Genomic DNA, 13,633 nt, shown 5'->3' on the forward strand with positions numbered 1-13,633 from the left:
GGTACGCTAGGTAAGTTAAAACCTAGGAACAACAAAATGAACTTAATAAAAACATCAACCCTTGCGTTTGCTGTGGTTGCGGGTTTAGGTTTGCAAGCATGCTCAACGACAGAGCAAGCGAGCACCCCATCAGCAACAGTGAACGCAACGGCTAATCCGCTCTCGCTTGAACAAATTTATAAAGACAAAGACTTTAAAGCTGAGCGTAGCACCTATTTTACGTGGCTCGATGATGGTACTGGTTATACGGTACTTGAAGAACGCGAAAGCGATAAAAACAACCAAGACGACAAAGCTAAAGACGATGAGCACGGTGTAAAAGGCAATGATATTGTGTTTTATAACGCCGATGGGACGGGTCGTAAGGTACTTGTTAGCTACGAAAAATTAATTCCCAAAGGTGATACAGAGCCACTCACCGTTGAAAGCTACCAATGGTCTAAAGATGGTAAATGGCTGATGGTTTTTACCAATGGCGAGCAAGTGTGGCGCTCACGTAGCCGTGGTGATTTTTGGCTTTTAAACCTCGAAACTGATTCGCTATATCAGTTAGGTGGCGAAAACATCGAAGCGAAAAAGCTAATGTTTGCTAAGTTCTCTCCAGATAGCTCAAAAGTAGCTTACGTGCGTGATAACAACATCTACATGGAAAAAGTGGGCAGCAAGGCTGTGACTGCTTTAACCACTGACGGTAACGACACCATTGTTAATGGTAATTTTGACTGGGTATACGAAGAAGAATTTACTATTCGTGATGGTTTTCGCTGGAGTCCAGACAACAAATCAATTGCCTATTGGCAGCTTGATACCAGTGGCGTGAAATACTTCACCATGATCAATAACACCGATGATCTCTACCCTACCCTTAAAGAATTCCCGTATCCAAAAGCCGGCGAGATGAACTCTGCGGTTAAAGTGGGGGTGGTCAGTCTTAGCGACAAGAAAACTCGCTGGGCTGAACTAGGTGGCGATAATCGCGATCGTTATATTCCACGTATTAGCTGGGCAGGCACAGGTGAATCTTTGATGATCCAAGATCTTAACCGCCCGCAAAGCCACAATAAGGTTTGGTTATTCGACTGGCAAAAACAGCAGCTGACTAAAATTCTTGAAGATAAAGACGATGCCTTTATTGAGTGGTTTTATAAAGCAAACTGGTCAAAAGACGGTAAGTTCTTTATTTGGCACAGTGAGCGTGATGGCTGGCGTCATTTGTACCGTGTATCTCGCGATGGCAAAACGGTTGTTGATTTAACACCGGGCGAGTACGACATCATAGATATGTTAGCGCTCAACGAAGATAAAAACGTTATGTACTTTACTGCATCACCGGATGATCCAGGCCAGCGTTATTTATTCCGTACCTCGCTTGATGGTAGCACTAAACCGGTGCGCGTAACGCCTGCGTCATTCGATGGCTCAAACAGCTATTACATGTCTAAAGACACCTCTTGGGCGATGCATACCTTCTCTAAATTTGGCACCCCACCAATGAAAGAGATCATCAAAGTAAGCGATCACAGCAATGTGAAAACCTTAGTTGAGAACAAAGCATTAAAAGAGAAATTAGCGACTGAGCAGTTACCGACTCACGAGTTCTTTACGGTTAATGCGTGCGATGGTGTTGAGCTTGATGGTTACATCATGTTCCCAGCGAATATGGATAAAAGTAAAAAATACCCAATCGTTTTCTATGTTTACGGTGAGCCGTGGGGCTCAACAGTACAAGACCGCTGGGAAGGTAACAGTTACTTATACAAGTCGTATCTAACTCAGCAAGGCTTTATTGTTGCCTCAGTTGATAACCGCGGCACGCGCGCACCAAAAGGCAGAGATTGGCGTAAGTCTATCTACAAAAAAATAGGCTCTATTACCGTACGTGACCAAGTTGACGCCCTTGATGCAATGGCAAAACGTTGGGATGTCATTGATACCGACCGTGTTGGTGTATGGGGTCACTCAGGTGGTGGTAGTTCAACGCTTAATTTGTTATTCCGCCACGGTGATAAATATAAAGTTGGGATTGCCTCAGCCCCAGTGCCAGATATTCGCTTGTACGATACTATCTACCAAGAGCGCTATGCGGGTAACCCAAATACCGATCCTGAAAGTTACGACAATACGTCTCCGATCAGCTTTGCAAAAGACCTGCAAGGTAAGTTGCTACTGATCCACGGTACAGGAGATGATAACGTTCACTACCAAGGCTCAGAGCGCTTAATTAACGAATTAGTTAAGCACAATAAACAGTTCGAGTTTTTTTCTTACCCGAACCGTTCTCACAGCCTACGAGAAGGTAAAGGCACTACCTTGCACTATCATACTATGATGGCTAACTTCTTCGAAAAGCATTTACTTAACAAGTAAATATGCTCTATAAAAAATACCGCAGCTTAGAGGTTAAGCTGCGGTTTTTTTATGCAAACTGTAAACCCCCGTTACACAAGATAGCGATTAGATGAAAGCTATCAAATGTTTGAAGTAAATTATCAGTGCTAGCAATGGCGGCTGCGAACTATTGGATTATCTAATGAATATCCTGTATTACAGTCAAGTCGGTGAAAGGAGTTAACTAATACTCTGTTACAATTGTCTTATTAACTAATTTTTGTAATTGAAGTAGTGTCATTAAGTTATTGATTTAGGATATAAAATGGCATTACTAAAATTTAAAATTCAGTATCTAGCTTGGTTTATTACATTTGTTTTGCTAGCTACAGGCTTGTATATCGCGGTGAAATACCAACAGCATTATAGCTCACGCTTTATTGATATAGATATCAAGTCCAATGCGCTTTCAGAAATGCGCAGAGTTTTCATTCGCTTGCCCAAAAACTACAACCCTAACAAAGCTTATCCGCTCATAATTAAAACTGACGGCAATTTTAACCTTGATACTTGGGATGACGCTTTAAGTTTTCTTGAAAGCACCGATGACAAGCATGAGGTTATTCTAGTGTCCATCCCGAACCTGTTTTGGCATGACACGCGAAATCGTGATTTAGTGCCACCTTACGCCCGTAAGGATGTGGCGATAGAAGCGCGCCCAATTAACCAAAATCAACGAGAAATATTTGGTAAAGCTGATGTGTTTTTAAAGTTTATTGAAACAGAGCTAATACCCTATTTAGAGGGAACATACCGTATTAGCGGACAGCGCACGCTAACAGGTTTTTCAGCGGGAGGTAGCTTTGTGTTATATACCATGGTTACTAAACCAGAGTTATTTAATGCATACTTTGCTTTTAGCCCAGCGGCTTGGTATGACGATAATGTTGTTGTAAAACAGTTCAGTAAAAACTTACCTAATACATTAGACAACACTCACTATTTTTATGTCACATTAGGTGGTGATGAGAATCCAATCATAACCGGTGCATTCAATGGTTTAGTGAATGCTCTTCAAAAGCATGCACCAAACGACCTTATCTGGCAGCACCACATCAACAAAGGTGCTGACCATGAACAAAACGCAAAACAATCCGTTCGCAGTGCGCTAGATGGGGCTTTTAATCATTTTGATATGGCTCAGTAATGACGAAAAACAAAGCTACAAATAGGCGTTAAACCAATTAACTAACTCTGTTTCTAGCTGCTTTTTATGGTTCATTAAAAACTTTATAATTTAAATGATGTTTACGTTTACATTTTTAAGTTAGTAACCGCTCAAGCCATTCAATCACAGCGTTATGTGCTGATGTTTCGAAGCGAGACTTTTCGGGAATGTAGTAACACAGTTTTGATTCAACTTCTTGGTTATTAAACGATGTTAGTAACCCTGCATCTAGGTAAGGTTGTACTAAGGTTTTTGAGCAAAACACTACACCTTTATTGGCGAGTACCTGATTTATACCAAACAGCTCTTGATCGAATGTTTTTACCTTGAAACATGAATCACTTAGGTTATTTTTTTTGAGCCACTGCGTTAGAGGTGGGGCTGGTAGGGCATTATTTTTCCATTGGCTGGTGTATAAAGTAACCTGTTTATCAAGCCAAGGGGCGCTTTGTTGTGTGTTTGCCGCAAACATATCAAAGCGCTCATATTTGATGATATCTTCTTTGTTTACTTCCTCACTATTTCCTAGCCGAACAGGCAAGGTATGCAGTTGCTTATCTAAAGTTTCACTGGTTGATATATCGAGCTGTAAATGTGGTTTTTCGCTATTTAGCTCATCTAAAGCGGGTATTAACCTTAGGGCTGCTAGAGACGATGTTGTGGTGATGCGTACTTGATTATTTGCTTGGCTCAATTGTTCAATTGCCGTAAAAATAAGTTTAAAGCCGCTAGTTGTGTTTTGACTCAGGTACTCGCCTGATGGAGTTAAGGTAATCTTTCTCACTTCGCGATGAAATAAATCTGTATTCAAGCGGCTTTCTAGATTTGCAATGTGGTGCGATACCGCTGTAGGCGTAATCGCAAGCTCAGCGGCGGCTGCTTTAAAGCTACCTAATCGCGCAGCTGATTCAAAGGCTTTTAAAGCTTGTAATGATATATGCATATTTGAACCCACCTAAATTTATAGATGAGTATAACTTACTTATAGTGAATAATAACTCGTTTGTTAAATAGCCTTCATTTATTGATGATACCAACACATTAACTAATGAGGTATTTACTTATGAGCACTCTATTACACATTGATGCTAGTGTACGTTCGGCTAAAAATGCAAACCCTAACCACGACTCAATCTCTAAAAATATTGCTAAGAAATTTGTAAATCACTTACAGCAAAATAATGCTATAGCTGAGTATATTTATCGTGACGTTGGAATGAATCCACCTTCATTTATTAATCAATCTTGGATTGGTGCTGTGTTTACGCCTGCCAATAAGTTAACGCTAGAGCAAAAAGAAGTACTGGCCGAATCAGATGAATTGATAAATGAGTTGGTTAAGGCTGATACCATCGTGATATCAACGCCTATGTATAACTATGGCATGCCTGCACAATTAAAAGCATGGTTTGATCAAATCGTTAGGATCAATAAAACGTTTGATTTTGACTTGCAGCGGGGAGATTTCCCTTTGCAACCCTTGTTAACTGGTAAACGTTTGCTGGTTATAACCTCAACGGGTGAGTTTGGCTTTGAGGCAGGTGGTATACGCGAGAGTATGAGCCATTTAGTGCCGCACATTAAAACCTTGAGTAAGTATTTAGGTGCTGAGCACATTGATGATATAGCCTGTGAGTATCAAGAATTTAACGACCAAAGACACCAACGCTCTTTGACTAATGCCTATGCTAAAGCAGAGCAATTAGCGCTGAGATACGCCAATTAATATACACAACAAAGCCGCAACAAGCGGCTTATTTTGTAATGGGGCTTTACACTAAAAATGGGTTTAGTGTTATTCAACCGAAATGAATACCTCAACTTCGTCACTGTTTTTATAAAACTCATAGTCAGTTTTATATGCTCGAATGTGCGGGCACTGTTCATTACTAAAGTACTGCCAAACTTGACCCCAAATATCGATAACGGTTTGTGGCATTGCCCCTTTGCAGCTAAAGCGAAGGTAGTTACCTGTGGCGAGTGTCGTTTGTTCTATCTCTGATGACGTGACTTGCAGATCAGTACACGCAAACACATCAAACTCCCCTGTGACATCAGATTCATAATGAGTGTACACGCCATAAACTTGGCTCGATGGGGTTAATTTGGGCGCTATGTCTGTATAAAACTGCTGCCATAAGCCAGCGATTTTGGCACCTTCACCACTCATTTCATTCATATTACAGGTGCGAACTTTGAGGCCAAATAAGATCGTAGGGTTGTCTATATTGATTTTCGTTACTTGCTGATCCATTGCATTTATCCTTGTTAGTTTGTTCCCGGTAAAATACCAGAGCATGTGTACTTTAACCTAACCTTTTTAATTATTTATTTTAAAAAGACTATATTTTGTCAACGGCCTTTACAGCTTAAAAAACAGTCATGGCATCCTTATCTGCATCAGGTTAAGATGGGTAAAATAACAACAAAATCAGCGGGTGTTTAATGAATAAAATCAATGCGCTTATCTACTTTTTAGCCTTTAGTAGTGGCTTTTGTATTATGGGAATTGAGCTTTTAGGCGGGCGAATTTTAGCGCCATATTTTGGTAGTAGTGTGCATATATGGGGCAGTATTATCACCGTCTTTATGTTGAGCTTATCTATCGGCTATTTACTTGGCGGCAAGCTCTCTACTCGCAATCCTTCGTTAACTAAATATGGACTCATTTTCTTTGTAGCAAGCATTATGGTGGTGCCAATTGTATTGTTTGCTGAGCCAATTATGACCTTTATTTTCACCCATATTGAAGACAGTCGCTACGGCTCGTTATTGGCATCAACGGCGTTGTTTTTTATTCCTACAACAATACTCGGCATGATCTCACCTTACTCAGTGCGATTATTGGTTACCGATCATGAAAAAAGTGGCCAGGTTGCCGGTGGTTTGTATTTTGTGAGCACCCTAGGAAGCGCCCTTGGCACGATTATTACCTCTTTTTATATGGTGCTAGCGTTTGATGTTAACGACATCATTAAAACCTTTGCAGCGGTTTTAGGCGCGCTTGGTTTGCTTGCAATTGTTGTTAGTCAAATTAAAACAAAGGAGCGTGCTGTATGTTTAGAATCTTAATGCTTTGTTTACTCATGACATTGCCTTTTAGCAGCTTAGCCGAAGTAATACATAAAGAGCGCTCGCTTTATCGCAATATTTTAGTGGAGAAGACTGGCGATTTACTGTGTTTAAAATTCAACGAAAAAACCCGTAAAAGTACGCAAAGCTGTATGTATGAGAGTAAGCCTAAAAAGCTGGTGTTTAATTACACCAAAATGACGTTCGCAAGCTTACTATTTATTAATGATCCTCAAAATGTACTGATCATAGGTTTAGGGGGAGGTTCACTCTCTAATACCATTCATGAGCTTTACCCTAGCGCTCATATCGAAAATGTCGAAATTGATCCTGCGGTGATAAAAGTTGCCCGCGATTATTTTAACTTTATAGAAACCGATAACGTGACGTCAAAAGTGCAAGATGGGCGTATTTTCATTAAGCGCGCCGCACTTAAAAAACAAAAGTACGATTGGATTATTCTTGATGCCTTTAATGGCGACTATATCCCTGAACATCTACTCACTAAGGAATTTTTTGCAGAAGTAAAAAGTGTTTTAGCTGATGGTGGAATTGTCGCTGCAAATACCTTTTCATCAAGCAAGTTGTACCAGCATGAGTCGGCAACTTACTTCGATGTGTTTGGTGACTTTGTGAATGTTGTGACCGATGAAAATTCTAATCGCATTATTTTAGCGGGCTTCGAGACTATGCCTAGCCAGAAGCTTTTAATTGAGCGCGTCAACAAACTCGCAAATAAGTTAACCCCTTACGATGTTGATTTGCAGTTACTTAGCGAGCATTTGTTTTATACTAAGGGTAATCAAGATTGGCCAGCGGATACCAAGGTGCTCACTGATCAATATTCACCAGCGAATTTATTAAATTACCAATGATCAAATACGCCTTAATTGCATTTCTTTTCATTACGAGCTCTGCTGCTAAGGCAGAGCGTCTTTCGAGCCCTCCTTTAGCTGCCAGCCAGCAGCAATTGTCTAAACTACTGAATCAATACAAAGGGCAAGTCGTGTTACTCGATTTCTGGGCGTCTTGGTGCAGCCCGTGTCGGCGGTCGTTTCCTTGGTTTATAGCCATGCAGAGCAAGTATCAACAGCAAGGGCTTAAAGTGATTGCTGTAAACATTGATGTTGAGCGTAGTGATGCCGATGCTTTTTTAACTGAGTTTGCAGTGAACTTTAATATTATTTACGACCCAGACGCTGTTATTGGCAAGCAATATCAACTCAAAGGGATGCCGAGCAGCTTTTTAATCGATAAAGAAGGCATAGTACGGTTCCAACACACAGGTTTTGTTGCTGATAAATTAGACCTTTATGAAAGTCATATCAAAGAGTTAATCGCTAAATAGTGTTATCTAGTAGATAACTTTTGCAGTTGTTCGCTTTTATCGAACAAAGCTATCTATTTTATTAATTGCACTAATATTTACTTAGCATGCTAACTATATTAAAATACTTAGCATGCTAAGTAAATGGAGCGCATCATGTCTTCCACTCCCCCTTTTCACGAAACTCTTGATTTAACATTATGCGGCAGTATGGGCCGTGTGCATCGTTTATGTCGCGATGCTGTCACTTTGGCGGTTGAGCCTTTAGGTCTTACCCAATCTCGCTGGACCGCGATGATGCACCTGTTTCATCTAAACCAAGGTTGTACACAACAAGAGTTGGCAAATAGCTTAGGCATTGAAATGCCTTCACTGACTCGCACGATTAAGCAGCTTGAGCAACAAGAGATTATTGCTCGCAAAGCTGACGCTGAAGATAAACGCAGTAAACGTCTGTACTTCACTGAGCAAGGTCTACAATTGTTAGACACATTGCAGGTGATTATTGCTGATGTGAAACAGCATCTTTATGCCGACTTAACCACTGAGCAACTCGATACCATGGCGCATGGTTTAATTCAGATGGAACAGAATGCTCGCCAGTGTATCCGCCATTATTCAGGAGATAAGTAACGTTATGACACCAGATCAAAAGTTTGCCCGTTACGTAAAAATCTCTTTAGCGGGTTTTATTGTTTTATTTTTATATTTTGTGATTGCCGATTTGTATATGCCTGTTACACCGCAGGCCCGTGTGTATCACCCAGTGGTGCAAGTGACCCCGCAGGTAAGTGGTCGCGTGACTGACGTACTTGTCACCAATAATCAAGCCGTCGAAAAACAGCAAGCCTTGTTTAAGATTAATGACGAGCCTTTTGAGCTTGCCGTGCAACAAGCTGAACTTGCATATGATGATGCAAAACTACAAAACCAACGTTTAGATAGCAGTGTGAAGGCAATAGAAGCACAGCTTGCAGCTGCTCAAGCTAAGCTGCATGAACAAACATTACTGTTCGAACGTGGAGAGTCGTTATTGAAAAAGCGCTCTATTTCAGAGCAAGAGTACGAAACAATCAATGCGAACTATCAATCAAGCAAAGCCAATGTGGCTGCAATTGAAGCCCAGCTTAGCGAGGCTAAATTAGCGCGCGGTAAAATGGGGGATGACAATTTAGCGCTTCGTCATGCTCAAAACCAGCTTGAACAAGCGAAGCTAAACCTGTCTTATACCACAGTGACAGCTGATACCGACGGTAAAACTGCAAACTTACAAGTAACACCGGGTACGTATGCTAATAAAGGCCAACCGCTAATGGCGATTGTTGCTAATAAGGCTGATTTGGTTGCTGATTTTCGTGAAAAGTCGTTAGTTCACGTGCAAATTGGTAGTACTGCAAAAGTCAGCTTTGATGCGCTACCGGGCAAAGTGTTTACAGGCAAAATTATTAGTTTTGAAGCCGGTGTGAGTGATGGTCAGCTTAACGCGAACGGTTTACTCAGTGCGACTGAAAGCAGCAACCGTTGGGTCCGAGATGCACAGCGTCAACGTATCCATATTCAACTAGATGAGCACCAGATGCTGGCTAAATTTCCAAGTGGTGCGCGTGCAACTGTACAACTTCTGCCTGACTCTAGCATCGGTAGCTGGTTTGCAAGTATGCAAATTCGCTTCATTAGTGTTCTGCACTTCATTTACTAAGGCTGGGTGAGTTATGTCAGTATTGCAACTCGATGGTAACGGCTTACGCCAAGCGCTACGCATTGCTACGGGCTCAGCACTAGGGTTTACACTGGCAAAATTGATGAACTGGCCTAATGGCATCTTTTTTACTGTTTACCCTATGCTATTGCTCGGTTTAGTGCCTGTGCTTAACATGCATATTATTCGTCAGTTTTATGCAGGCGCGGTGTTCAGTGCGCTGTTCGTATTGGTTGTACAAGGTTTGTTTTCACACCTGCCTGTTGTTATGACAATGATGTGCTTTATCGCATTTGCTTTTTTGTTTTATCAAATGAGCCGTGGTGCTAACTTTTTATTTGGTGCCACAACAGTGGTAAGCTTGTCGATTCAATTGCACTTTTCGACCTACACTGGCAGTGGAGTGAGTATTTATCCGTTGATCATTAGTAACGCTGTTGCCGTTGTGGTCACAGTGGTGTTCTCGATGCTAATGCATGGTTTATTTCCTGATGTAGCACCACGCCAAGGTCGGGTAATGCCAGAAAAAGCAAAAGAAAGTGTGCGCCACGAAGTATTACTGTGCTCAACTGTAGCTACCTTGTCATTCGTTGTATTTCAGGTCTTCGATTTACAAGATTCAATTTCAGCTCAAGCGGCCTCGGTACTGATATTGTTTTCGTTGTGCTGGAAAGCAGCGGGTATGGCCGCGTGGCAACGTGCGATAGGCACCTTAATTGGTTGTAACTTAGCGTTAGTGGCACAGTTATTTTTGTATAACCATACCGATATTTTAATATTTCCTGCGTTAATTCTGTGGATTTTGACCTTTATCTTTAGTCGTTATCACATAATTGGTGGCGGTATTCCGGGTGTTGGTTTTGGTATTATTACCACATTTGGTATTTTGTTTGGCCAGTCATTAGGGCCGGGGCAAGATCTGGTTTACAGCGCGCTGTATCGTTTTTCGTCGGTATCTGTGGCAATACTATTGAGCTTGTGTGCGGTGTATATAATGCATCACATCTTAAATCGCTTTGAAATGACAAGGCATCACACGTTTGAGTAAAGATTAAAAAGGGAGTTAATCAGAACTCCCTTTTTTATTGTTATTTGATTCGAAAATGGTCGGTAAAGACTTTAATAAATCATCTTGTTTTTTTACGACACTCTGTACGCAGGTTTTTGAGGCGACATCTGCAACCCAAGCGCCCCATTGTGAACTACCTGGTTCTTCACCTGGAGTTGCCCACCATCTGGCTTTATAAAGAATTTCGTTGTAACAGGTTTCACTACCTTGCGGATACGCGTTACCGGCTTGCCATGAATCTACAGCAAAACTCGACATAGGCAAAGCTGACAGCGTTATCATTGCTGCAGCAACAATGCGTGATTTCTGGCCCATACGCGGCTCCTTCATTAATGGTGAGATTGTATGACTATTATAGACGCGGCAGGATTAACCATCAATTAACTTTGTTAACAAGTTACACTTCTTTACAGTTCTGCTTATTTTTGACACGATCTTCTGATGTGAAAGTTAGAATTTTACATTTTTTCTTAATACTTTTGTTTGTCCTCTTTTCGTTTTAGAGTCCATGCGTTTTCTCTGAGAGCTTTTGCTTGGTTTTGTCGCTCTTCGCGCCTTTTGTACTTGAGTGGCATTAAGAATTAATTCTTTCAAACGATTAAGCGCATCCTCTTTGTTCATCTCTTGCGTGCGATGACTTTGCGACTTAATAACAATAACGCCCTCTTTGGTAATTCGAGAATCATTCAAATTAAGTAAACGTTGTTTGTAAAAGTCAGGTAACTTTGAGCGTTTAATATCAAAGCGAAGGTGAATAGCTGTGGCCACTTTGTTGACATTCTGCCCGCCCGCGCCTTGCGAGCGGATCGCACTAAAGTCGAGTTCCCATTCATCAATTGTGACGGTATTAGAAATAATTAACATCAGGTTCAGTTAGCTATGGTAAAAAAGGTATTGTAACATTTGTAATTGGCTAAACATAATAGCTCGACTATTTGCGCCGGTTGCTAACCATTTTGAAAGAAAGGAGATCACGATGAAAGCACTACTTATTTCTATGAGTCTACTTGCGATGAGTTTTTCTAGCTTCGCAGAAGATATTTCTGAAAATCAGCTACAGCGTTACATTAAAGCCCTTCCTGCAGTTGTTAATTGGTCACAAAACCAACCTGAGCTGGATAGTTTGAATCTAGGTAGTATGTTAGGTAGTTCTGATGGTGTTGACAGTTCGTCTGTAATGAATGCATTAGGCCACATTAAAGAACACGAGCTTTACACTGAGTTTGCAGCCCTTACCAAACAATATGGTTTCACACCTGAGCAGTTAGTTACTGTTGGTTCAGAGGTATCAATGGCGTATTTAGAAAACCTTAAAGCGGGTATGTCTGAAGAGAATAAGCAACGTGTAAACCAAGCAATGAGTGGTTTACAAAGCCTTACAGCATCATCATCTGATGCGGGTACTCGCTCAATGGCTGGTGCTTTAGAAGGTATTAAAGCAAGTACTGCAACAGCAGATGTTAGCGAAAGTAACGTTAACTTAGTTAAGCAGTATATGCCGCAGTTAAAAGAATTGTTCGCAATGTTGCAGTAACTGCAAAACGAAAAGAAAGCGGCTAGGTAGCCGCTTTTTTTATGCTTACTCGAATACCACAGCGTTTTTTAGATGCAGCTTTTGTTCTGCAGTTGGTAAAAATCCAGTTTGTACAAACTCGCTAAGGCTTGGATGACGTTCAAAGTATAAAATATCAAGGGCGAAACGATTCATGCCGTACAAGCCCCGATGGATCATGTTTGCCGAAAATATGAGTAAGTCACCTTTTTTGAGTGCCACACTTTTACCACGAACGAGTGAGTCACTATTTCGAGCACCCTGCTGTTCTAATCTAACTGTTAACTCTTCATCTGAATCCCAGTTTTTATGGCTACCCGGTATTAGTTCTATTCCTGGTTCATCTTCAAAAGCAACGCGGCAATGTAGTACTTCAGGGCCGTTAAGAGCTACTTTTTGCGCATCAAGCTCTAAGTGATACTGCATATCTCGATGCCAATAGTTAGCTTGTTTGGGATTGTATGGGTTAAAGAATAGTTGAGTATTCATAAACTGAGGACCAGCAACAATACCTTTAACCTGTTTCAATAGTGTGTTGGCGCTGACAAACTTAAAAAGAGTAAACTTTTCCTCAGCACTTAAACATGCAGCGCCAGTCAAACCTGAACTATTAATACCTCTAGATTGATAAAAAGATTGGTTTTCTTGCAACCAGTGTTGATGAAATTTATCGATAATTGGCCTTACTTTACTAAGCTCACTCTCTGTGTAAAGCCCCTTTACATGGTAGTAGCCGTTTTCAGCAAAAAAGTTATTTTTCATTTTCTACCTTGCTAAAATTGCACGCATTTTACTATTAAGCTCAGGCAATACTTGTTGCTCAAACCACGGATTTTTCTTTAGCCAGATATTATTGCGAGGGCTTGGGTGAGGAAGTGGCAAGTAATTTGGCCAATATTCACGCCACGATTTTACTAACTCAGTTAAGGGCAGCTGCTTAGTGTGGGGTAAATGATATGCCTGCGCGTATTTACCTAAGATAATGGTGAGCTCAATATTATTTAGTTGCGCTAAGAGCTTTTCACGCCATGCAGTCGCGCACTCTTTTCTTGGCGGTAAATCACCTGATTTTCCTTTGCCCGGGTAACAAAAGCCCATCGGCAAGATAGCAAAATTGTGGTCATCGTAAAACTCATCACTCGTAACACCAAGCCAAGAGCGAAGCCTTTGCCCGCTTGCATCATTAAAAGGTTTGCCACTTTCATGCACTTTAATTCCCGGTGCTTGACCAGCAATTAAAATGCGAGCCTGTGGATTAAACTGAATAACGGGCCGCGCTCCGAGTGGTAAATGAGGTTCGCAGATCACGCATTTACTAACTTGTTTTAATAATGATTGAGTACTCATGAGTTAGTAAA

The 13,633-nt window shown here is 41.0% G+C and carries 16 protein-coding genes; 10 read left to right on the forward strand and 6 right to left on the reverse strand.

Annotated elements, in window-relative coordinates; translation table 11 throughout:
• Positions 1-36 precede the first annotated feature (36 nt).
• Both NO991_RS03740 and NO991_RS03745 read left to right on the forward strand, forming a co-directional pair.
• A complete protein-coding gene (locus NO991_RS03740; protein WP_371351691.1) occupies positions 37-2,367 on the forward strand; it encodes a S9 family peptidase in 2,331 nt (776 codons plus the stop codon).
• A 286-nt stretch (positions 2,368-2,653) separates the two neighbouring features.
• On the forward strand, positions 2,654-3,535 hold the full coding sequence (locus NO991_RS03745; protein ID WP_300361819.1) for an alpha/beta hydrolase: 882 nt from the start codon (positions 2,654-2,656) through the stop codon (positions 3,533-3,535).
• A gap of 115 nt (positions 3,536-3,650) precedes the next feature.
• Here the strand turns inward: NO991_RS03745 and NO991_RS03750 are convergent, their stop codons facing one another.
• Positions 3,651-4,499, reverse strand: coding sequence for a LysR family transcriptional regulator (locus NO991_RS03750; RefSeq protein WP_300361817.1), 849 nt, complete (start codon positions 4,497-4,499; stop codon positions 3,651-3,653).
• A gap of 120 nt (positions 4,500-4,619) precedes the next feature.
• On the opposite strand from NO991_RS03750, the gene NO991_RS03755 reads away from it, so the two are divergent.
• Entirely contained in the window at positions 4,620-5,282 is a 663-nt protein-coding gene (locus NO991_RS03755) for an FMN-dependent NADH-azoreductase (RefSeq protein ID WP_138617209.1), read from the forward strand.
• Between the two features lie 69 nt (positions 5,283-5,351).
• On the opposite strand, the gene NO991_RS03760 is transcribed toward NO991_RS03755, so the two are convergent.
• Complete coding sequence (locus tag NO991_RS03760; RefSeq protein WP_371351692.1) at positions 5,352-5,810, reverse strand: GyrI-like domain-containing protein; 459 nt, start codon at positions 5,808-5,810, stop codon at positions 5,352-5,354.
• 191 nt (positions 5,811-6,001) lie between these two features.
• Between NO991_RS03760 and NO991_RS03765 the strand changes: the two genes are divergently transcribed.
• The 6 genes from NO991_RS03765 to NO991_RS03790 all read left to right on the forward strand — a co-directional run bounded on the left by NO991_RS03765 (position 6,002) and on the right by NO991_RS03790 (position 10,702).
• A complete protein-coding gene (locus tag NO991_RS03765) occupies positions 6,002-6,628 on the forward strand; it encodes a fused MFS/spermidine synthase (protein WP_054553353.1) in 627 nt (208 codons plus the stop codon).
• Positions 6,613-7,503, forward strand: coding sequence for a spermidine synthase (locus NO991_RS03770; RefSeq protein ID WP_194441146.1), 891 nt, complete (start codon positions 6,613-6,615; stop codon positions 7,501-7,503). The genes NO991_RS03765 and NO991_RS03770 overlap by 16 nt, the downstream gene beginning before the upstream one ends.
• On the forward strand, positions 7,500-7,976 hold the full coding sequence (locus NO991_RS03775; RefSeq protein WP_082389267.1) for a TlpA disulfide reductase family protein: 477 nt from the start codon (positions 7,500-7,502) through the stop codon (positions 7,974-7,976). Before NO991_RS03770 ends, NO991_RS03775 begins: the two co-directional genes overlap by 4 nt.
• A 135-nt stretch (positions 7,977-8,111) precedes the next feature.
• Positions 8,112-8,588 (forward strand): MarR family winged helix-turn-helix transcriptional regulator, encoded by a 477-nt coding sequence (locus NO991_RS03780; protein WP_054553355.1) that lies wholly within the window; start codon positions 8,112-8,114, stop codon positions 8,586-8,588.
• A 4-nt stretch (positions 8,589-8,592) separates the two neighbouring features.
• Positions 8,593-9,654, forward strand: a complete 1,062-nt coding sequence (locus tag NO991_RS03785; protein WP_054553356.1) for an HlyD family secretion protein — start codon at positions 8,593-8,595, stop codon at positions 9,652-9,654.
• A 13-nt stretch (positions 9,655-9,667) separates the two neighbouring features.
• Positions 9,668-10,702, forward strand: a complete 1,035-nt coding sequence (locus NO991_RS03790) for a DUF2955 domain-containing protein (RefSeq protein ID WP_138599757.1) — start codon at positions 9,668-9,670, stop codon at positions 10,700-10,702.
• A 15-nt stretch (positions 10,703-10,717) separates the two neighbouring features.
• On the opposite strand, the gene NO991_RS03795 is transcribed toward NO991_RS03790, so the two are convergent.
• Both NO991_RS03795 and arfB read right to left on the reverse strand, forming a co-directional pair.
• Positions 10,718-11,038: a hypothetical protein gene (locus NO991_RS03795; RefSeq protein WP_138617196.1), complete on the reverse strand. Its 321-nt coding sequence runs from the start codon at positions 11,036-11,038 to the stop codon at positions 10,718-10,720.
• A 135-nt stretch (positions 11,039-11,173) separates the two neighbouring features.
• Positions 11,174-11,587, reverse strand: coding sequence for an alternative ribosome rescue aminoacyl-tRNA hydrolase ArfB (arfB, locus tag NO991_RS03800; protein ID WP_138617194.1), 414 nt, complete (start codon positions 11,585-11,587; stop codon positions 11,174-11,176).
• 112 nt (positions 11,588-11,699) lie between these two features.
• Between arfB and NO991_RS03805 the strand changes: the two genes are divergently transcribed.
• The gene (locus NO991_RS03805) at positions 11,700-12,257 is read left to right on the forward strand and encodes a short-chain dehydrogenase (RefSeq protein WP_166338191.1); all 558 of its coding nucleotides are present in this window, start codon (positions 11,700-11,702) and stop codon (positions 12,255-12,257) included.
• 45 nt (positions 12,258-12,302) lie between these two features.
• Here NO991_RS03805 and NO991_RS03810 read toward each other — a convergent pair whose 3' ends face one another.
• Entirely contained in the window at positions 12,303-13,037 is a 735-nt protein-coding gene (locus NO991_RS03810) for a phytanoyl-CoA dioxygenase family protein (RefSeq protein WP_187489697.1), read from the reverse strand.
• A gap of 3 nt (positions 13,038-13,040) precedes the next feature.
• Positions 13,041-13,622, reverse strand: a complete 582-nt coding sequence (locus tag NO991_RS03815; protein ID WP_371351693.1) for a uracil-DNA glycosylase family protein — start codon at positions 13,620-13,622, stop codon at positions 13,041-13,043.
• Positions 13,623-13,633: the final 11 nt, after the last annotated feature.

Source organism: Pseudoalteromonas sp. DY56-GL22 (assembly GCF_041414715.1).
GTDB classification, from domain to species: domain Bacteria; phylum Pseudomonadota; class Gammaproteobacteria; order Enterobacterales; family Alteromonadaceae; genus Pseudoalteromonas; species Pseudoalteromonas simplex.